We start from the raw sequence: 12,929 nt of genomic DNA on the forward strand, positions 1-12,929 counted from the left end.
GCATCGTCACCGAATCAGGAATCCCGATGAACGAACGTTCCGCCGCCGCGTTGCCGGTGCTCGAAACCGCCAGGCTGTGGCTGCGTCCGCGCGTGCTGGCCGATCTCGATGCATGCGTCGCGATGGATCGGGATCCCGAGGTCACGCGGCACATCGCGGGCCCGTGGCACGATCCCGACGAGCATCGCCGCTTCGTCATGCACCGGATCACGCGCGACTACCCGCCGGGCCTCGGCTACTGGTCGATCTTCGAGAAGGCTGCACCCGATGCGTTCATCGGCTGGGTCCTGCTGATTCCCGACTATGCGGACGGTGCGCGCGACGTCGAGATCGGCTGGCGGCTCGTGCGGACGACATGGGGGCGCGGTTTCGCGAGCGAGGCTGCGGCCGCTGTCGTGCGTCACGCATTCGATACCGTGCGCCTGCCGCGCGTGATCGCCGATATCGCCGAGGCCAACAGCGCTTCGCTGAACGTCGCGCGCAAGCTCGGGATGCGTCGCGTGAGCGTCGTGCACGACGGCATTCCTTACATACGTCATCGTCTCGAGCGCAACGATCTGCGCGCCTAGTGTCGCGTCGTGCGCGTGTGCGGGCGGTTGTCAGAGATCGTCAATCGCCGGCGTATCGAGGTCATGACGTATTAACGGCACGTGCGATCAGGAGTATCGTTGCCGGAATTTCGCAACATGGGGTACGACCATGGCACTCGGCAGAGATGTTCATCTGATTCCCGTCAGGCTCGACGCGCTGCGTCCGACGCAGATGACGGTGGGCTATCGCGAAGTCAAGGCGAAGCGCAAGCATTGGAAGACGCTCGACAAGCGTGCGCGCAAGGCCGCGATCGAATCGCACTGGTTCCCGGCCGTCATCGGCCCGGACGGGTTGCACTACATCACCGACCACCACCATCTCGGCCTGGCGCTGATCGAGGAGGGCGAGTCGCGCGTGAACGCGATGCTGCTGAAGGATCTGTCGTGGCTCGACGACACGATCTTCTGGCGGATGATGGAGCACAACCAGTGGGTGCATCCGTTCGGCGCGGACGGGTCGCGCCGCGACTACGCGCATTTGCCGAAGGCGCTGACGGGGCTCGAGGACGATCCGTACCGCAGCCTCGCAGGCGAACTGCGTACGGCGGGCGGTTATGCGAAGGACGCGACGCCGTTCAGCGAATTCCTGTGGGCCGATTACCTGCGCCAGCACGTGACGCTCGACCAGATCCGCAAGAACTTCGCGAAAGCCCTCGACGTCGCGCTGCACCGCGCGCATGAGCAGGATGCGCGCTACCTGCCCGGCTGGTCGGGCGTCATCGCCGTCAAACCCTGACCGGCACAGAACGCCTCATGACGAGCGCCCCGATCCGCCCCGATGCCGGCCCGCAGCATGCCGACCATTTCTCCGCGCTCGACGCGGCCCCGCCGCCGCCCACGCGGCGCATCGGCCTCGATGCGCTGGCCGGCCTGTCGATCGCCGGGTTGCTGATACCCGAGGCGGTCGCGTATGCGGGGCTGGCGAACCTGCCGCCGCAGGCCGGTCTCATCGCGCTGCTGTCGGGGCTCGTCGTCTATGCACTCACGGGCAGCAGCCGCTTCGCGATCGTGTCGTCGACGTCGTCGTCGGCCGCCGTGCTCGCGGCGACCGTGCTCGCCGAATCGGGGATGGCGCTGGCCGCGCAACTCGCGCTGGCGGCGGCGCTGGTCGCGATGACGGGCGTGCTGTTCATCCTGGCGGGCGCCGCGCGGCTCGGCGGCATGTCGGATTTCGTCGCACGGCCCGTGTTGCGCGGCTTCACGTTCGGCCTTGCGCTGACGATCGTCATCAAGCAGTTGCCGAAGATTCTCGCGATTTCCGTGCAGCACAGCGATGCGCCGCGTGTCGCGCTCGACCTGGTCACCGGTGCGCCGCATGCGAACCTCGCGAGTGTCGTGGTCGGCGCGACCGCGCTGGCGCTGCTGTTCGTGCTCGGGCGCCGCTCGCGCGTGCCCGCGACGCTCGTCGTGATCGTGCTGTCGATCGCGGCCGGCTACGCGGTCGACTGGCAGCGATACGGGATCGCGATCGTCGGCCATATCGACTTTCGTCACCTCGAATTCGGCCTGCCGACTCTCGACCGCAATGCGTGGATGCAGACGGTCGAGCTCGCGTTCGCGCTGATGCTGATCCTGTACGCGGAGTCGTACGGGTCGATCCGCAACTTCGCGCTGAAGCACGGCGACAGCGTGTCGCCGAACCGCGACCTCGTCGCGCTCGGCTGCGCGAACCTCGTGTCGGGCCTGCTGCACGGGATGCCGGTCGGCGCCGGTTATTCGGCGACCTCGGCGAACGAAGCGGCCGGCGCGCAGTCGCGCTTCGCCGGCCTGTGGGCGGCCGGCGTGGTCGCGCTGATCGTCTGGCTGCTGCTGCCGCAGCTCGCGCGCACACCGGAGCCCGTGCTCGCGGCGATCGTGATCTTCGCGGTCAGCCACTCGCTGCATCCGTCCGTATTCAAGCCGTACTGGGCCTGGCATCGCGACCGGCTCGTCGTGATCGCCGCATTGCTCGCGGTGCTCGTGCTCGGCGTGCTGCACGGGCTGCTCGCGGCCATCGGCGTGAGCCTGCTGCTGACGCTGCGCAAGCTGTCCGAACCGAACGTCAGCGTGCTCGGCCGGCTGCGCGACAGCCATGACTTCGTCGACGTCGCGAGCCATGCCGAAGCGAAGCCGGTGCCGGGCGTGCTGATCGTGCGGCCCGAGGCGCAACTGTTCTTCGCGAACGCGGACCGGATGCTGAATCGTGTGCGTGCGCTGATGAAGGCCGCGCCGGATACGCATACCGTGCTGCTGAGCCTCGAGGAGACGCCGGATGTCGACGGTACGACGATCGAATCGTTGCGCACGTTCGCGGCCGAATGCACGGCGCGCGGGCTGCGGCTCGCGATCGTGCGGCTCAAGATGCACGCACTGCATGCGTTGCACCGCGCGGCGGACGATACGCTGCGCGACGGCGCGATGTCCGAACTGAGCGTCGACGAGAGCCTGCAACTGCTGCAGGCCGGCATGCCGCCGGGCGGCAGCGGCGGAACGACCGCCGCGTGACGAGGCGGTGCGTCGGCGCGGTCTATTGCGAAAGCACGGTGTCGGCAGCGCGATCGATCATGTCGGCCACTTCCGCAGCCGTCGGCGCATAGGCGCCTGCGTGCGCACAGGCGACGGCCGCGCACGCGGCTGCGTAGCGCAGATGCTCGGCGGCCGATGCATCGGGCCGCGCAAGCTGGCTCGCGAGCCAGCCGCCGATGCTGGCGTCGCCGCAGCCGACCGTGTCGGCGACCTCGGTCGGGAACGCGGGCTGGAACAGCACGGTGTCGCGATGCAGGAGCTGCATGCCGGATGCGCCGCGCGTGACGAGCATCGTCGCGTCGGGCGCCCACGCGCGCAGTTGCGCGAGTGCGGCCGCTTCGTCGAGTTCGGGAAACAGCCCGTGCAGATCTTCGTCGGATACCTTGATCCAGTCGGCGAGCCCGGCCAGCCGGCGCAGCGTGTCGCGATACGACGGCGCGGCCATCGGCGCACGGTAGTTCGGGTCGAACGAGATCCGCTTGCCGGCCGCGCGCGCGGCCTGCGCCACTTCGATCAGGCGCGACGCGAGCGGTTCGCGCACGACGCCGAGCGAGCCGATGTGCACGACCTCGGCCGCGTCGAACGCGCCGGCGGGCAGGTCTGCCGGATCGAACGCGAGATCGGCGCTGTTCTCGCCGATGAAGAAATAGTGGGGCGGCTGCTTCGACACGACCATCGCGAGCAGCGGCGCGCGGTCGACCTGCCGGACGAAGCGCATGTCGAGCCCCGCGTCGGCGCTCTTGCGCATCAGTTCGTCGCCGAAGATGTCGCGGCTGACCGTGCCGGCGAATGCCGTCGGCACGCCGAGTCGCGCGCCGACGCGTGCGACGTTCCAGCATGAGCCGCCGGCGACGCTGTGCCAGCGCTGCGCGTCGTCGCGGATGAAATCGGTCAACGCTTCGCCGAATACGATCAGGCGGGGGAACGTCGTCGTCATGTTGAAACCTTGTGGCGCGGCCATGCAGCGGTTGAAGTGAGCGGGCGAGCGGCGCCGGCCGTCGCACGCGGCGACGTGGCCCGGCACCGCCCGGTTCCGTGGGTGAGCAGAGCGATCGGCGCGATCAGCGCGGGGAGCTCCAGCCCTTGTAGGTCTTCACGTTGTCGCGCGTGATGAGCGTCGGCTCGATCAGGATCATCGGATTGGCCGGCTTCTGGCCGTTCATGATCCCGTAGCCGACGTTGACGGCCTGCTGCGCCATCGCCCACGGGTCCTGGCTCGACGACGCCTGCACGAGCGTGTTGGACTTGAGCGCGACCTCGATGTCGGGCGCGCCGTCGACCGACGTGATCACGATGCCCGGACGGTTCAGCTGTTTCGCGGCGAGATCGCTGCCGATCGCCTGCGGATCGTTGATCGTGAACACCGCATCGAGCTTCGGAAAGCGCGTCAGGTAGCCCTGCATCGCGTTCATCCCGCCTTCGCGCGAGCCCTTGCCGTCCTGGTCGCTCGACAGCAGCTTGATGCCCGCGTTTTTCGCGAGCACGGTCTTGCAGCCGTTGACGCGATCGATCACGGCCGATACCTGCGGGCCATTCTCGATGATCACGTTGCCCTTGCCGTTGAGTTTCTTCGCGATGTAGTCGCACGCCAGTTCGCCGGCCTTCACGTTGTTGGTCTGCACGGTCGCGTTCGCGCCGGCCGCCGCAACGTCGACCGCGACGACCGTGATGCCGGCCGCCTGCGCCTTCTTCACCGCCGGCTCGATCGCCTTCGGGTCGGTCGCGTTGAGCAGGATCATGTCGACGTGAGCGGAGATGAAGTTGTCGATCTGCGTGAATTGCTTGTTCAGGTCGTAGTCGGCCGACACGGCCGTGACCTTCGCGTTCGGGTTGAGCTGCCTGGCGCGCGCTTCAGCGCCCTTGACGATCGTGACGAAGTACGGGTTGCCGAGCGACCCGACCGTGACGCCGATCGATTTGAGCGGCTTGTCGGCTGCGTGCGCGGCGGAAGCGCCGCATGCGAGCGCGCAGGCGATGGCGGTCAGGGCGGCTTTGTGCTTGAACATGACGTTGTGTCTCCGTGAGGTCTGTGGGCGAATGGGCGCAGGAGGACCTGCCTGCGCCGCAAGGTTGAATGGAATGGAAGGGTGTCAGGTGCGCGCCGAATCGCGCTGGCGGTAGCGATCGAGCGCGACGGCGCCGATGATCACGAGCCCCTTGATGATGTATTGCCAGATGTCGGACACGCCGAGCAGCACGAGTCCGTTCGTCAGTACCGCGATGATCAGCGCGCCGATCAGCGTACCGACGATCGAGCCGACGCCGCCGACGAAACTCGTGCCGCCGAGGATCACCGCGGCGATCGCATCGAGTTCGTAGGACTGGCCGAGCTGCAGGCCGTTGGCCGCATAGAGCCGTGCGGCCGACATCACTGCGCCGAGGCCCGCGAGCAGCCCCGACGCCGCATACACGAACATCTGGATCGCCCGCACGTTGATGCCCGACAGGCGTGCGGCTTCAGGATTGCCGCCGACCGAGTAGATCCGCATCCCGAGCACGGTACGGCGCAGGATGAACCACGAGATCGCGATCACCGCGCACGCGATCACGACGAGCCACGGCACACCGAGGATCGTGCCGTTGCCGATGAACGCGAACGGCAACTGCGGATTGAACACGGTCGTGTCGTTGCCGATCAGGCGCGCGACGCCGCGCACGGCCGTCATCGCACCGAGCGTGACGATGAACGGCGGCAGGCGCAGGAACGAGATCAGGCCGCCGTTGATCGCGCCGAACACGAGGCCGACGACGAGCGCGAAGGGCACGCCGAGCCAGCCCCAGCCCGGGATGGTTGACGCCAGCAGCGCGGCGACCGCCGCGGCGGCGAGCACCGAGCCCACCGACAGGTCGATGCCGCCCGTCAGGATTACGAAGGTCATGCCGGCGGCGAGCACGATGTTGATCGACGCCTGCTGCGTGACGATCGACAGGTTCTGCAGCGTGAAGAAGCCGTCGGTCAGGAGGCCGAAGCCGACGCACAGGACCAGCAGAACCGGCAGCATGCCGGCGGTGCGTATCAGCGACTGCATGCGTGCGCGATGATCGGCGGCGCGCACCTGGGGCGTACGATCGCCCACCGGATGGGCCGTCGCGGAAGCGAGATTCCGCTGCTTGGTCGGGTTGATCATTTCGGTAACCTGAATGTAAGAGTCGAATGAAAGAGCGCGGCTCAGTGCGCGTCGGCGAGTTCGGCCTGCGAGCCGGTCGCGAGCGCGATGATGGCTTCCTGCGTGATGGGGGTATGCGTGTGGCCGCCGAGTTCGCCCGCGATCTCGCCTTCGCGCATCACGAGCACGCGGTCGGCGACGCCGATGATTTCCGGCAGCTCGCTCGAGATCACGATCACGCCTACGCCGGCACGGGCCAGTTCGTTGATGATCCGGTAGATCTCGGATTTCGCGCCGATGTCGACGCCGCGCGTCGGTTCGTCGAGGATCAGCACGCGCGGCTTCGTCTCCAGCAGGCGCGACAGCAGCACTTTCTGCTGGTTGCCGCCCGACAGCGCGCCGACGTTGACGTTCGCGTGGGGCACACGGATCGACAGCGACGCAATCGCGTCGCGCGCACGTTCGGCGCCGCGTGCGAGGTCGAGCGCGCCGAGCCGTGCATCGCGGTTGCAGACGGAGATATTGATGTTGTCGCGCACGCTCATGTCGAGGAACAGGCCCTGGCGCTTGCGGTCTTCGGTCAGGTAGACGAGGCCCGCATCGATCGCATCGCGCGGCGAGTGCGCGCCGAACGTGCGGTCGCCCAGCTTCACGTCGCCGCGCACGCGCGATTCGGCGCCGAAGATCAGCCGCGCGAGTTCGGTGCGGCCCGCGCCGACGAGCCCGGCGATGCCGAGCACTTCGCCGGCATGCAGGTCGAGACTGCAGCCGCGTACGCGCGCGCCGTCGGCGATGTCGCGCACCGACAGCAGCAGGTGGCCGGGATCGTACGGCGCGTGTTCCTTCTTGTAGAAGCCGGAGATGTCGCGGCCGACCATCATCGAGACGAGACGCTCCGCCGACAGCGATTCGCGCTCGAGCGTGCCGACGTACGCGCCGTCGCGCAGCACCGACACGCGGTCGGACAGTTCGTAGATCTCCGCCATCCGGTGGCTGATGTAGATGATCGCCAGACCTTCCTCGCGCAACTGGCGGATCAGGCGGAACAGGTGTTCGGTCTCGCGCGACGACAGCGGCGTCGTCGGCTCGTCCATCACGAGGATGCGTGCGCGGGTGTGCACGGCGCGCGCGATCTCGACGAGCTGCTGTTCGGCGATCGACAGCGTATCGACGAGCGTTTCGGGCCCGAACGATGCGCCCAGGCGCGCGAGCACGTCCTGGCAGCCGCGCGCCATCGCCGCGCGGTCGATGGTGCCCCAGCGCCGGTTGCCACGTCGAAGTTCGCGGCCGACGTAGATGTTTTCCGCGACGGTCAGGTTCGGCGAGAGGCACAGTTCCTGGTAGATCACCGCGACACCGGCATCGCGCGCGGCGAGCGGGCCGTCGATGTCGATGCGTTCGCCGTCGATCAGGATTTCGCCGCCGGCGTCGGCACGGTACGCGCCCGACAGGATCTTCATCAGCGTCGATTTGCCCGCGCCGTTCTCGCCCATCAGCGAATGGATCTCGCCCGGGTAGACGGTCAGGCTGACGTTGTCGAGCGCACGCACGGCCGGGAAAGTCTTGCTGATCCGGCGCATTTCGAGCAGCGGGCGGGGCGACTCAGATCGCGACATGGTTGACCTCCTGCGAATCGGTGCGGGCGCCCTGGAGGATGCCGGCCCGCGGGGAGAAGTTGAAGAACATCGGCAGCGTGGCGGCGCCGATCGCGCCGGCGTCGGCGCCGAACGTGCCGCGCACGAGCGTCGGCGTGCCGCGCGCTTCGGGCGCGGTGGCAACCAGGGCCGAGCGCAGGCGCGTCGTGACCGCGTCGAGCAGGCCGGCGTCGGTATCGGCGTCGATCACGACCACCGGCGCATCGACCACGCATAGCACCGCGCGCAAGGCCGGCGCGAGCGCATCGACGCAGTCGTCGATCCATTCGTCGACGGCCGGCAGGCCGCGGGCGATGCACGCTTCGAGATCGGCGCGGTTCTCGACCGTCTCGCCGTGATGGCGCAGATGGCGCACGAGCGCATGCAGCGAAGCGCGCGCGAGCAGGATGTCCCACGGGCCGCGCGGCGGCGGCGCGGATGCCAGCCGGCTCGGCGGTACGGGAATCACGGCGATGTCGCCTGCATTGCCGGTCACGCCGCGCAGGCAGTCGCCGTCGATCGCGATGCCGCCGCCGATCGCCGGCCCGATGAACAGGTAGACGAAGTCGTCGCACTGCCGGCCGTATCCGTAGAACAGCTCGGCGATCGCGGCCGCGTTGCCGTCGTTTTCGCCGAACACGGGCAGCGACAGCGCGCGACCGAGATCGCTCGCGAAATCGACGTCTTCCCATGCGCGGAACGTGTCGGGTGCGAGGCCGAGTTCGCGCATCCACGCGCCGAGGTTGTACGGCTGCGCGACGCCGATGCCGGTCAGGCGGGCGCGCTCGTGGTCGGGGAGCAGGGCCTGCATCGCTTCGATGTCGTGACGCACGATCTCGAGCACGTCGGCGGGCGGGGGCAGAAGCGTGTCGTGCGAGCGGCGGCCGAGCACGTCGCCCGCGAAGTTGACGAGCGCGGTCTCGATGCGCATCCGGTCGAGATGGACGCCGATGCCGAATGCACCGCGCGGGTCGAGGCGGATCAACGACGCGGGCTGGCCGCGCTGGCCTTCGGTGCGGCCCGCGAATTCGATCAGCTTCGCGTCGGCGAGCGACGCGATGATGCTGCCGACCGCCGTGCCCGTCATGCTCGCGAGACGCGCAAGGTCGGCCTTCGATGCGCTGCCTGCGCGGCGCAGCGTCTTCAGCAACAGGCGCTCGTTGTAACGGCGCACGTTGGCCGAATTGCTTCCCTGGCCGATGTGCGGGCTTCTCATGGCGTCTCCTTCCATGTTGCGTCGCTTGGCGGCGCATTAAATAAATCACGTTGATTTATTTAACCGCGTGAGCGCCGGCATGTCAGCCTAGGGAAATCCCGGTTTTTGCCGTGGGTGAAGGGGGCGGTGCGGGTGTAGGGAAATGGGGATGGGTCGCGGATGCCGGGGGCGAAAACTTTGGGATTCGCCAGATGGGCGTGTGTTCGCCGCCGAAGCGACAATGATTTGTCCGTCCGGAGGATGGCAAGGGAAGGGGATGTCACCCCGCGTGGATCAACGGGGCGGTGTGAGTGATGCCGGACCGGAAATGAAAAAAGGCCGGCTAGAAGCCGACCTTTTCAAATAAGCGGTGCCCAGGAGAGGACTCGGTCACACATGCGCGACCCCGGCTGCGCTTGCAAGCGCAGCCTTTCGAGTCCTCGCGCAAAGCGCGCAGGCGCTTTGCTTCCTGGGCCTGAAAAAGAAAAAGGCCGGCTAGAAGCCGACCTTTTTAAATAAGTGGTGCCCAGGAGAGGACTCGAACCTCCACGATGTTGCCACCGCTAGGACCTGAACCTAGTGCGTCTACCAATTCCGCCACCTGGGCACGTTTCGCTTGCTGCGATGCGAAAGACCGCAATTATAGCGTGCCCGAACGGCTTGTCAACAGATTTTGCGCAGACTTTGGGGCGGGCGAGAAAGAGGCGCGTGCCTGATGCGCCTGTTTGGATATCGCCGCCGGGTCGATCCTGATGCGAAGGATTGCCACCGGAGACGAACGAGCGAATTTCCAGATCGCATGTTCAAGTCCGTTGCCGGAGAAGTTATCGTCGGTGGGTGCCTGTCGTGCCGCGCTGACTCGCGAATGCAGGCAGCGGGCGCTGCAATTGTCCGCTCGCTTGGCGGCCCATGCGCATCGTGTATTCGCCGGCCGCAATGGAGCGCGCGGCGCATGCAAGCGAAGGCATTTGCATCGCGATTATTTATGTTACCATCGCAGTAACTTTTTTGCGGAATGGTCCGCGCCAAGGAGTTCCTCATGTCTGAAATCGCAGTGGTTTTTCATAGCGGCTACGGCCATGCGGCCGTCATTGCGGACGCAGTCGCACGTGGTGTCGAGAAAGTCGATGGAGCGTCGGTCAAGCTGATCCCCGTCGACGCAATCGACGAACATTGGGAGTACCTGGAGCGCGATGCCAAGGCGATCGTCTTTGGTTCGCCGACCTACATGGGCAGCGCGTCTGCGCAGTTCAAGGGCTTCATGGATGCATCGTCGAAGCATTGGGGCAAGTGGCGAGACAAACTGGCGGCCGGCTTTACGGTGTCGGCTTCGCAAAGCGGCGACAAACTGGCGACATTGCAGCAACTGGCTGTCTTCGCTGCCCAGCATCAGATGCTGTGGGTCAGCCTCGGCCTGATGCCCGGCAACAACAACAGCAAGGGTTCGGTCAACGATCTGAATCGGCTCGGGTCGTTCCTCGGTGCGATGGCGCAGGCGAATGCGGACGAGGGTGGCGACGCGATTCTCGAGAGCGATCGAAAGACGGCCGAACTGCTGGGCGAGCGCGTCGCGATTGCCGCGAAACGCTGGAACGGTGCCTGAAATCGATGGCCGGGCGGCCGTGTCTCGACGGTCGTCGGGCTGGCGGATGGGTGGGGCCGAGACGTGATCGAAGTGCTTGACGCGTGCCGGCTACGTTCGCTGAATATCTCGAATTCGCGGCCCGGATCGCGCTTGGTGTTCCGGGCTGGAAATGAAAAAAGGCCGGCAAAAGCCGACCTTTTCTGAAAACAGATGGTGCCCGGGAGAGGACTCGGTCACACATGCGCGACCCCGGCTGCGCTTGCAAGCGCAGCCTTTCGAGTCCTCGCGCAAAGCGCGCAGGCGCTTTGCTTCCTGGGCCTGAAAAAGAAAAAGGCCGGCTAGAAGCCGACCTTTTTAAATAAGTGGTGCCCAGGAGAGGACTCGAACCTCCACGGTGTTGCCACCGCTAGGACCTGAACCTAGTGCGTCTACCAATTCCGCCACCTGGGCACGTTTCGCTTGCTGCGATGCGAAGACCGCTATTCTAGCGTGTCTTCGAAGACTGTCAACACAATTTCATCCGAAACGATAAAAATATTGCGCTCTTGTGCGACGGGGGCTCACGCGCCGACCGGATCCGCGCGTTTTGCTGCGAAATTCCAGCGCAGCGCCTGTCCCGTATCGATGCGGGCCGGCAGCAGTCCGGCCGCGAGGAACGTGTCGGCGATATTCTGTTGTTCGCCGAAGTTTTGCGCGACGACTGCGCGGACGAGGTAGCTGCGTCGCGCGTTCGCGCGCACGATCGTCGCCGCGTCGAGTCCCCAGGTCGGCGCGAGCGTATTCGCGGCCTCCTGTTGGTGGTCGTGCAGCCACGTGCCGGCCTGCGACAACTGGTCGAACAGGATCTGGACGACGTCCGGCCGCGCGGCGGCAAAACTGCTCGATGCGAGGTAGTAGCGCTGGTACGACGCGAGTCCGCTGCCGTCGGCGAGAATCCGCACGTCGGGATTCCGGTCGACCGACGCGACGTAGGGATCCCACGTAATCCATGCATCCACGCTGCCGCGCTCGAACGCCGCGCGGCCGTCCGCGGGCGTCAGGTAGTGGATCGCCGCATCGGCGGGCGCGAGCTTCGTGCGTGCGAGCGCGGCGAGCAGCAGGTAGTGGCTGCCGGCGGCCTTCGTGACCGCGATGCGCTTGCCCTTGAGATCGGCGAGCGTGCGCAGTGCGCTGTCCTGCTTCACGACGATCGCCTGTGCTTTCGGCGACGGCGCTTCCTGCGCGACGTACACGAAACGTGCATGCGCGGCTTGCGCAAAGACCGGGACCGTGTCGGCGACGTCGGCGCTGAAATCGACGGCGCCGACGTTGAGCGCTTCGGTCAGCGGCAGTCCGCTCGCGAACTCATGCCACGACACGCGCAGGCCGAGCGGCGCAAGCGCCTGCTCGAGCGTGCCGCGTGTCTTGAGCAGCGTGATGAGCGTCGACGATTTCTGGTAGCCGATGCGCAGTGCGGCAGGCGCGTTCTCGGCGTGCGTTCGGACGCCCGCGACAGCGAGGCCTGCGGCCAGCATTGCGCGCGCGAACGCGCGACGGTTCATCGACGTCATGAGTCTTGCCCCTCGTTGGGTTCGTTGCGGTGAATCGAGCCGGCAAACGTACCAACGGGAAGGGCAGACGATAACCGATAAATTCTGCTATCGATCCGACTGGCGGGCATATGGAAGCGGATGCCCGCCGGTATCAAGGCGCGACGGTATGCGGCATGGAAGGATCTCGACATTACGACTCGGCAGAGGGGCATGCTGTTGTCGATACGGATCGGCTGCGCGACGACCCCTTTCGAGTTGTCGAAGTTGCTCGGGGTCGACGCGGGGTTGGTGACGCGCCTGCTCGACAAGCTGGAGAGCAAGGGGCGCGTCGAGCGTTCGCGCAGCATGAGCGATCGGCGGGTCGTGAGCGTGGCACTGATGGAAGCGGGGCAGGCAGTCGCCGCGCAGATTCCGGAGATCGCACCGAAGGTGCTCAATGTCCGCCTGCGGAAATTTACGAAGGCCGCGTTCGACGAGCCGTGCCGGTTACTGCGCAACTTCATCGGCGAGTAAGCCGCGCCTTTTCCCGGGCCGGAAATGAAAAAAGGCCGGCTCGAAGCCGACCTTTTCAAAAACAGATGGTGCCCAGGAGAGGACTCGAACCTCCACGATGTTGCCACCGCTAGGACCTGAACCTAGTGCGTCTACCAATTCCGCCACCTGGGCACGTTTTGCAGTAGCTGCTTGCTGCAAAGAAGCGGAATTATAGCGCCCCAATTATTCGTGTCAACACTTTTTTGCGATGCATCGCAAACCGGCTGCCGTCGCGGCTGCCCGCGGC

General features: G+C 66.4%; 10 protein-coding genes, 3 tRNA genes and 1 pseudogene. 5 read left to right on the plus strand and 9 right to left on the minus strand.

All coding sequences use genetic code 11. The annotated features are described in order from the left end of the window. The first annotated feature begins 26 nt into the window (after positions 1 to 26). From ABD05_RS13465 to ABD05_RS13475, 3 genes are all read left to right on the plus strand, one after another. Positions 27 to 569, plus strand: a complete 543-nt coding sequence (locus tag ABD05_RS13465) for a GNAT family N-acetyltransferase (RefSeq protein ID WP_047901203.1) — start codon at positions 27 to 29, stop codon at positions 567 to 569. Between the two features lie 130 nt (positions 570 to 699). Further along, complete coding sequence (locus ABD05_RS13470; RefSeq protein ID WP_047900552.1) at positions 700 to 1,326, plus strand: ParB-like protein; 627 nt, start codon at positions 700 to 702, stop codon at positions 1,324 to 1,326. Between the two features lie 17 nt (positions 1,327 to 1,343). Beyond that, positions 1,344 to 3,074: a SulP family inorganic anion transporter gene (locus tag ABD05_RS13475; RefSeq protein WP_047900553.1), complete on the plus strand. Its 1,731-nt coding sequence runs from the start codon at positions 1,344 to 1,346 to the stop codon at positions 3,072 to 3,074. Positions 3,075 to 3,096: 22 nt separating this feature from the next. On the opposite strand, the gene ABD05_RS13480 is transcribed toward ABD05_RS13475, so the two are convergent. From ABD05_RS13480 to ABD05_RS13505, 6 genes are all read right to left on the minus strand, one after another. Further along, on the minus strand, positions 3,097 to 4,032 hold the full coding sequence (locus ABD05_RS13480) for a carbohydrate kinase family protein (RefSeq protein ID WP_047901204.1): 936 nt from the start codon (positions 4,030 to 4,032) through the stop codon (positions 3,097 to 3,099). Between the two features lie 124 nt (positions 4,033 to 4,156). After that, complete coding sequence (locus ABD05_RS13485) at positions 4,157 to 5,101, minus strand: ABC transporter substrate-binding protein (protein ID WP_047900554.1); 945 nt, start codon at positions 5,099 to 5,101, stop codon at positions 4,157 to 4,159. A gap of 84 nt (positions 5,102 to 5,185) precedes the next feature. Continuing rightward, positions 5,186 to 6,223: an ABC transporter permease subunit gene (locus ABD05_RS13490; protein ID WP_047900555.1), complete on the minus strand. Its 1,038-nt coding sequence runs from the start codon at positions 6,221 to 6,223 to the stop codon at positions 5,186 to 5,188. Positions 6,224 to 6,264: 41 nt separating this feature from the next. After that, positions 6,265 to 7,818: a sugar ABC transporter ATP-binding protein gene (locus tag ABD05_RS13495; RefSeq protein WP_047900556.1), complete on the minus strand. Its 1,554-nt coding sequence runs from the start codon at positions 7,816 to 7,818 to the stop codon at positions 6,265 to 6,267. Beyond that, positions 7,805 to 9,052 carry an ROK family protein gene (locus ABD05_RS13500; RefSeq protein WP_047901205.1) on the minus strand — a complete coding sequence of 416 codons (1,248 nt, stop codon included), beginning with the start codon at positions 9,050 to 9,052 and terminating at the stop codon, positions 7,805 to 7,807. Before ABD05_RS13500 ends, ABD05_RS13495 begins: the two co-directional genes overlap by 14 nt. A gap of 499 nt (positions 9,053 to 9,551) precedes the next feature. Beyond that, positions 9,552 to 9,638 (minus strand) — tRNA-Leu (locus tag ABD05_RS13505). Between the two features lie 432 nt (positions 9,639 to 10,070). Here ABD05_RS13505 and ABD05_RS13510 point away from each other — a divergent pair. Continuing rightward, complete coding sequence (locus ABD05_RS13510; RefSeq protein ID WP_047901206.1) at positions 10,071 to 10,634, plus strand: flavodoxin family protein; 564 nt, start codon at positions 10,071 to 10,073, stop codon at positions 10,632 to 10,634. Positions 10,635 to 10,979: 345 nt separating this feature from the next. On the opposite strand, the gene ABD05_RS13515 is transcribed toward ABD05_RS13510, so the two are convergent. Next, positions 10,980 to 11,066: transfer RNA gene (locus tag ABD05_RS13515), tRNA-Leu, on the minus strand. Between the two features lie 110 nt (positions 11,067 to 11,176). Beyond that, positions 11,177 to 12,166, minus strand: a complete 990-nt coding sequence (locus tag ABD05_RS13520; protein WP_047900557.1) for an aliphatic sulfonate ABC transporter substrate-binding protein — start codon at positions 12,164 to 12,166, stop codon at positions 11,177 to 11,179. A 150-nt stretch (positions 12,167 to 12,316) separates the two neighbouring features. Here ABD05_RS13520 and ABD05_RS13525 point away from each other — a divergent pair. Beyond that, positions 12,317 to 12,661: pseudogene (locus ABD05_RS13525) on the plus strand (MarR family transcriptional regulator); the annotation flags it as partial. Between the two features lie 66 nt (positions 12,662 to 12,727). On the opposite strand, the gene ABD05_RS13530 reads toward ABD05_RS13525, so the two are convergent. Continuing rightward, positions 12,728 to 12,814: transfer RNA gene (locus ABD05_RS13530), tRNA-Leu, on the minus strand. Positions 12,815 to 12,929 lie beyond the last annotated feature (115 nt).

It is taken from the genome of Burkholderia pyrrocinia, assembly GCF_001028665.1.
GTDB lineage: Bacteria > Pseudomonadota > Gammaproteobacteria > Burkholderiales > Burkholderiaceae > Burkholderia > Burkholderia pyrrocinia.

Coding starts and splice junctions, on each gene's coding strand:
- ABD05_RS13465 (WP_047901203.1), top strand. CDS start 27: ATGAACGAACGTTCCGCCGCCGCGTTGCCGGTGCTCGAAACCGCCAGG.
- ABD05_RS13470 (WP_047900552.1), top strand. CDS start 700: ATGGCACTCGGCAGAGATGTTCATCTGATTCCCGTCAGGCTCGACGCG.
- ABD05_RS13475 (WP_047900553.1), top strand. CDS start 1,344: ATGACGAGCGCCCCGATCCGCCCCGATGCCGGCCCGCAGCATGCCGAC.
- ABD05_RS13480 (WP_047901204.1), bottom strand. CDS start 4,032: ATGACGACGACGTTCCCCCGCCTGATCGTATTCGGCGAAGCGTTGACC.
- ABD05_RS13485 (WP_047900554.1), bottom strand. CDS start 5,101: ATGTTCAAGCACAAAGCCGCCCTGACCGCCATCGCCTGCGCGCTCGCA.
- ABD05_RS13490 (WP_047900555.1), bottom strand. CDS start 6,223: ATGATCAACCCGACCAAGCAGCGGAATCTCGCTTCCGCGACGGCCCAT.
- ABD05_RS13495 (WP_047900556.1), bottom strand. CDS start 7,818: ATGTCGCGATCTGAGTCGCCCCGCCCGCTGCTCGAAATGCGCCGGATC.
- ABD05_RS13500 (WP_047901205.1), bottom strand. CDS start 9,052: ATGAGAAGCCCGCACATCGGCCAGGGAAGCAATTCGGCCAACGTGCGC.
- ABD05_RS13510 (WP_047901206.1), top strand. CDS start 10,071: ATGTCTGAAATCGCAGTGGTTTTTCATAGCGGCTACGGCCATGCGGCC.
- ABD05_RS13520 (WP_047900557.1), bottom strand. CDS start 12,166: ATGACGTCGATGAACCGTCGCGCGTTCGCGCGCGCAATGCTGGCCGCA.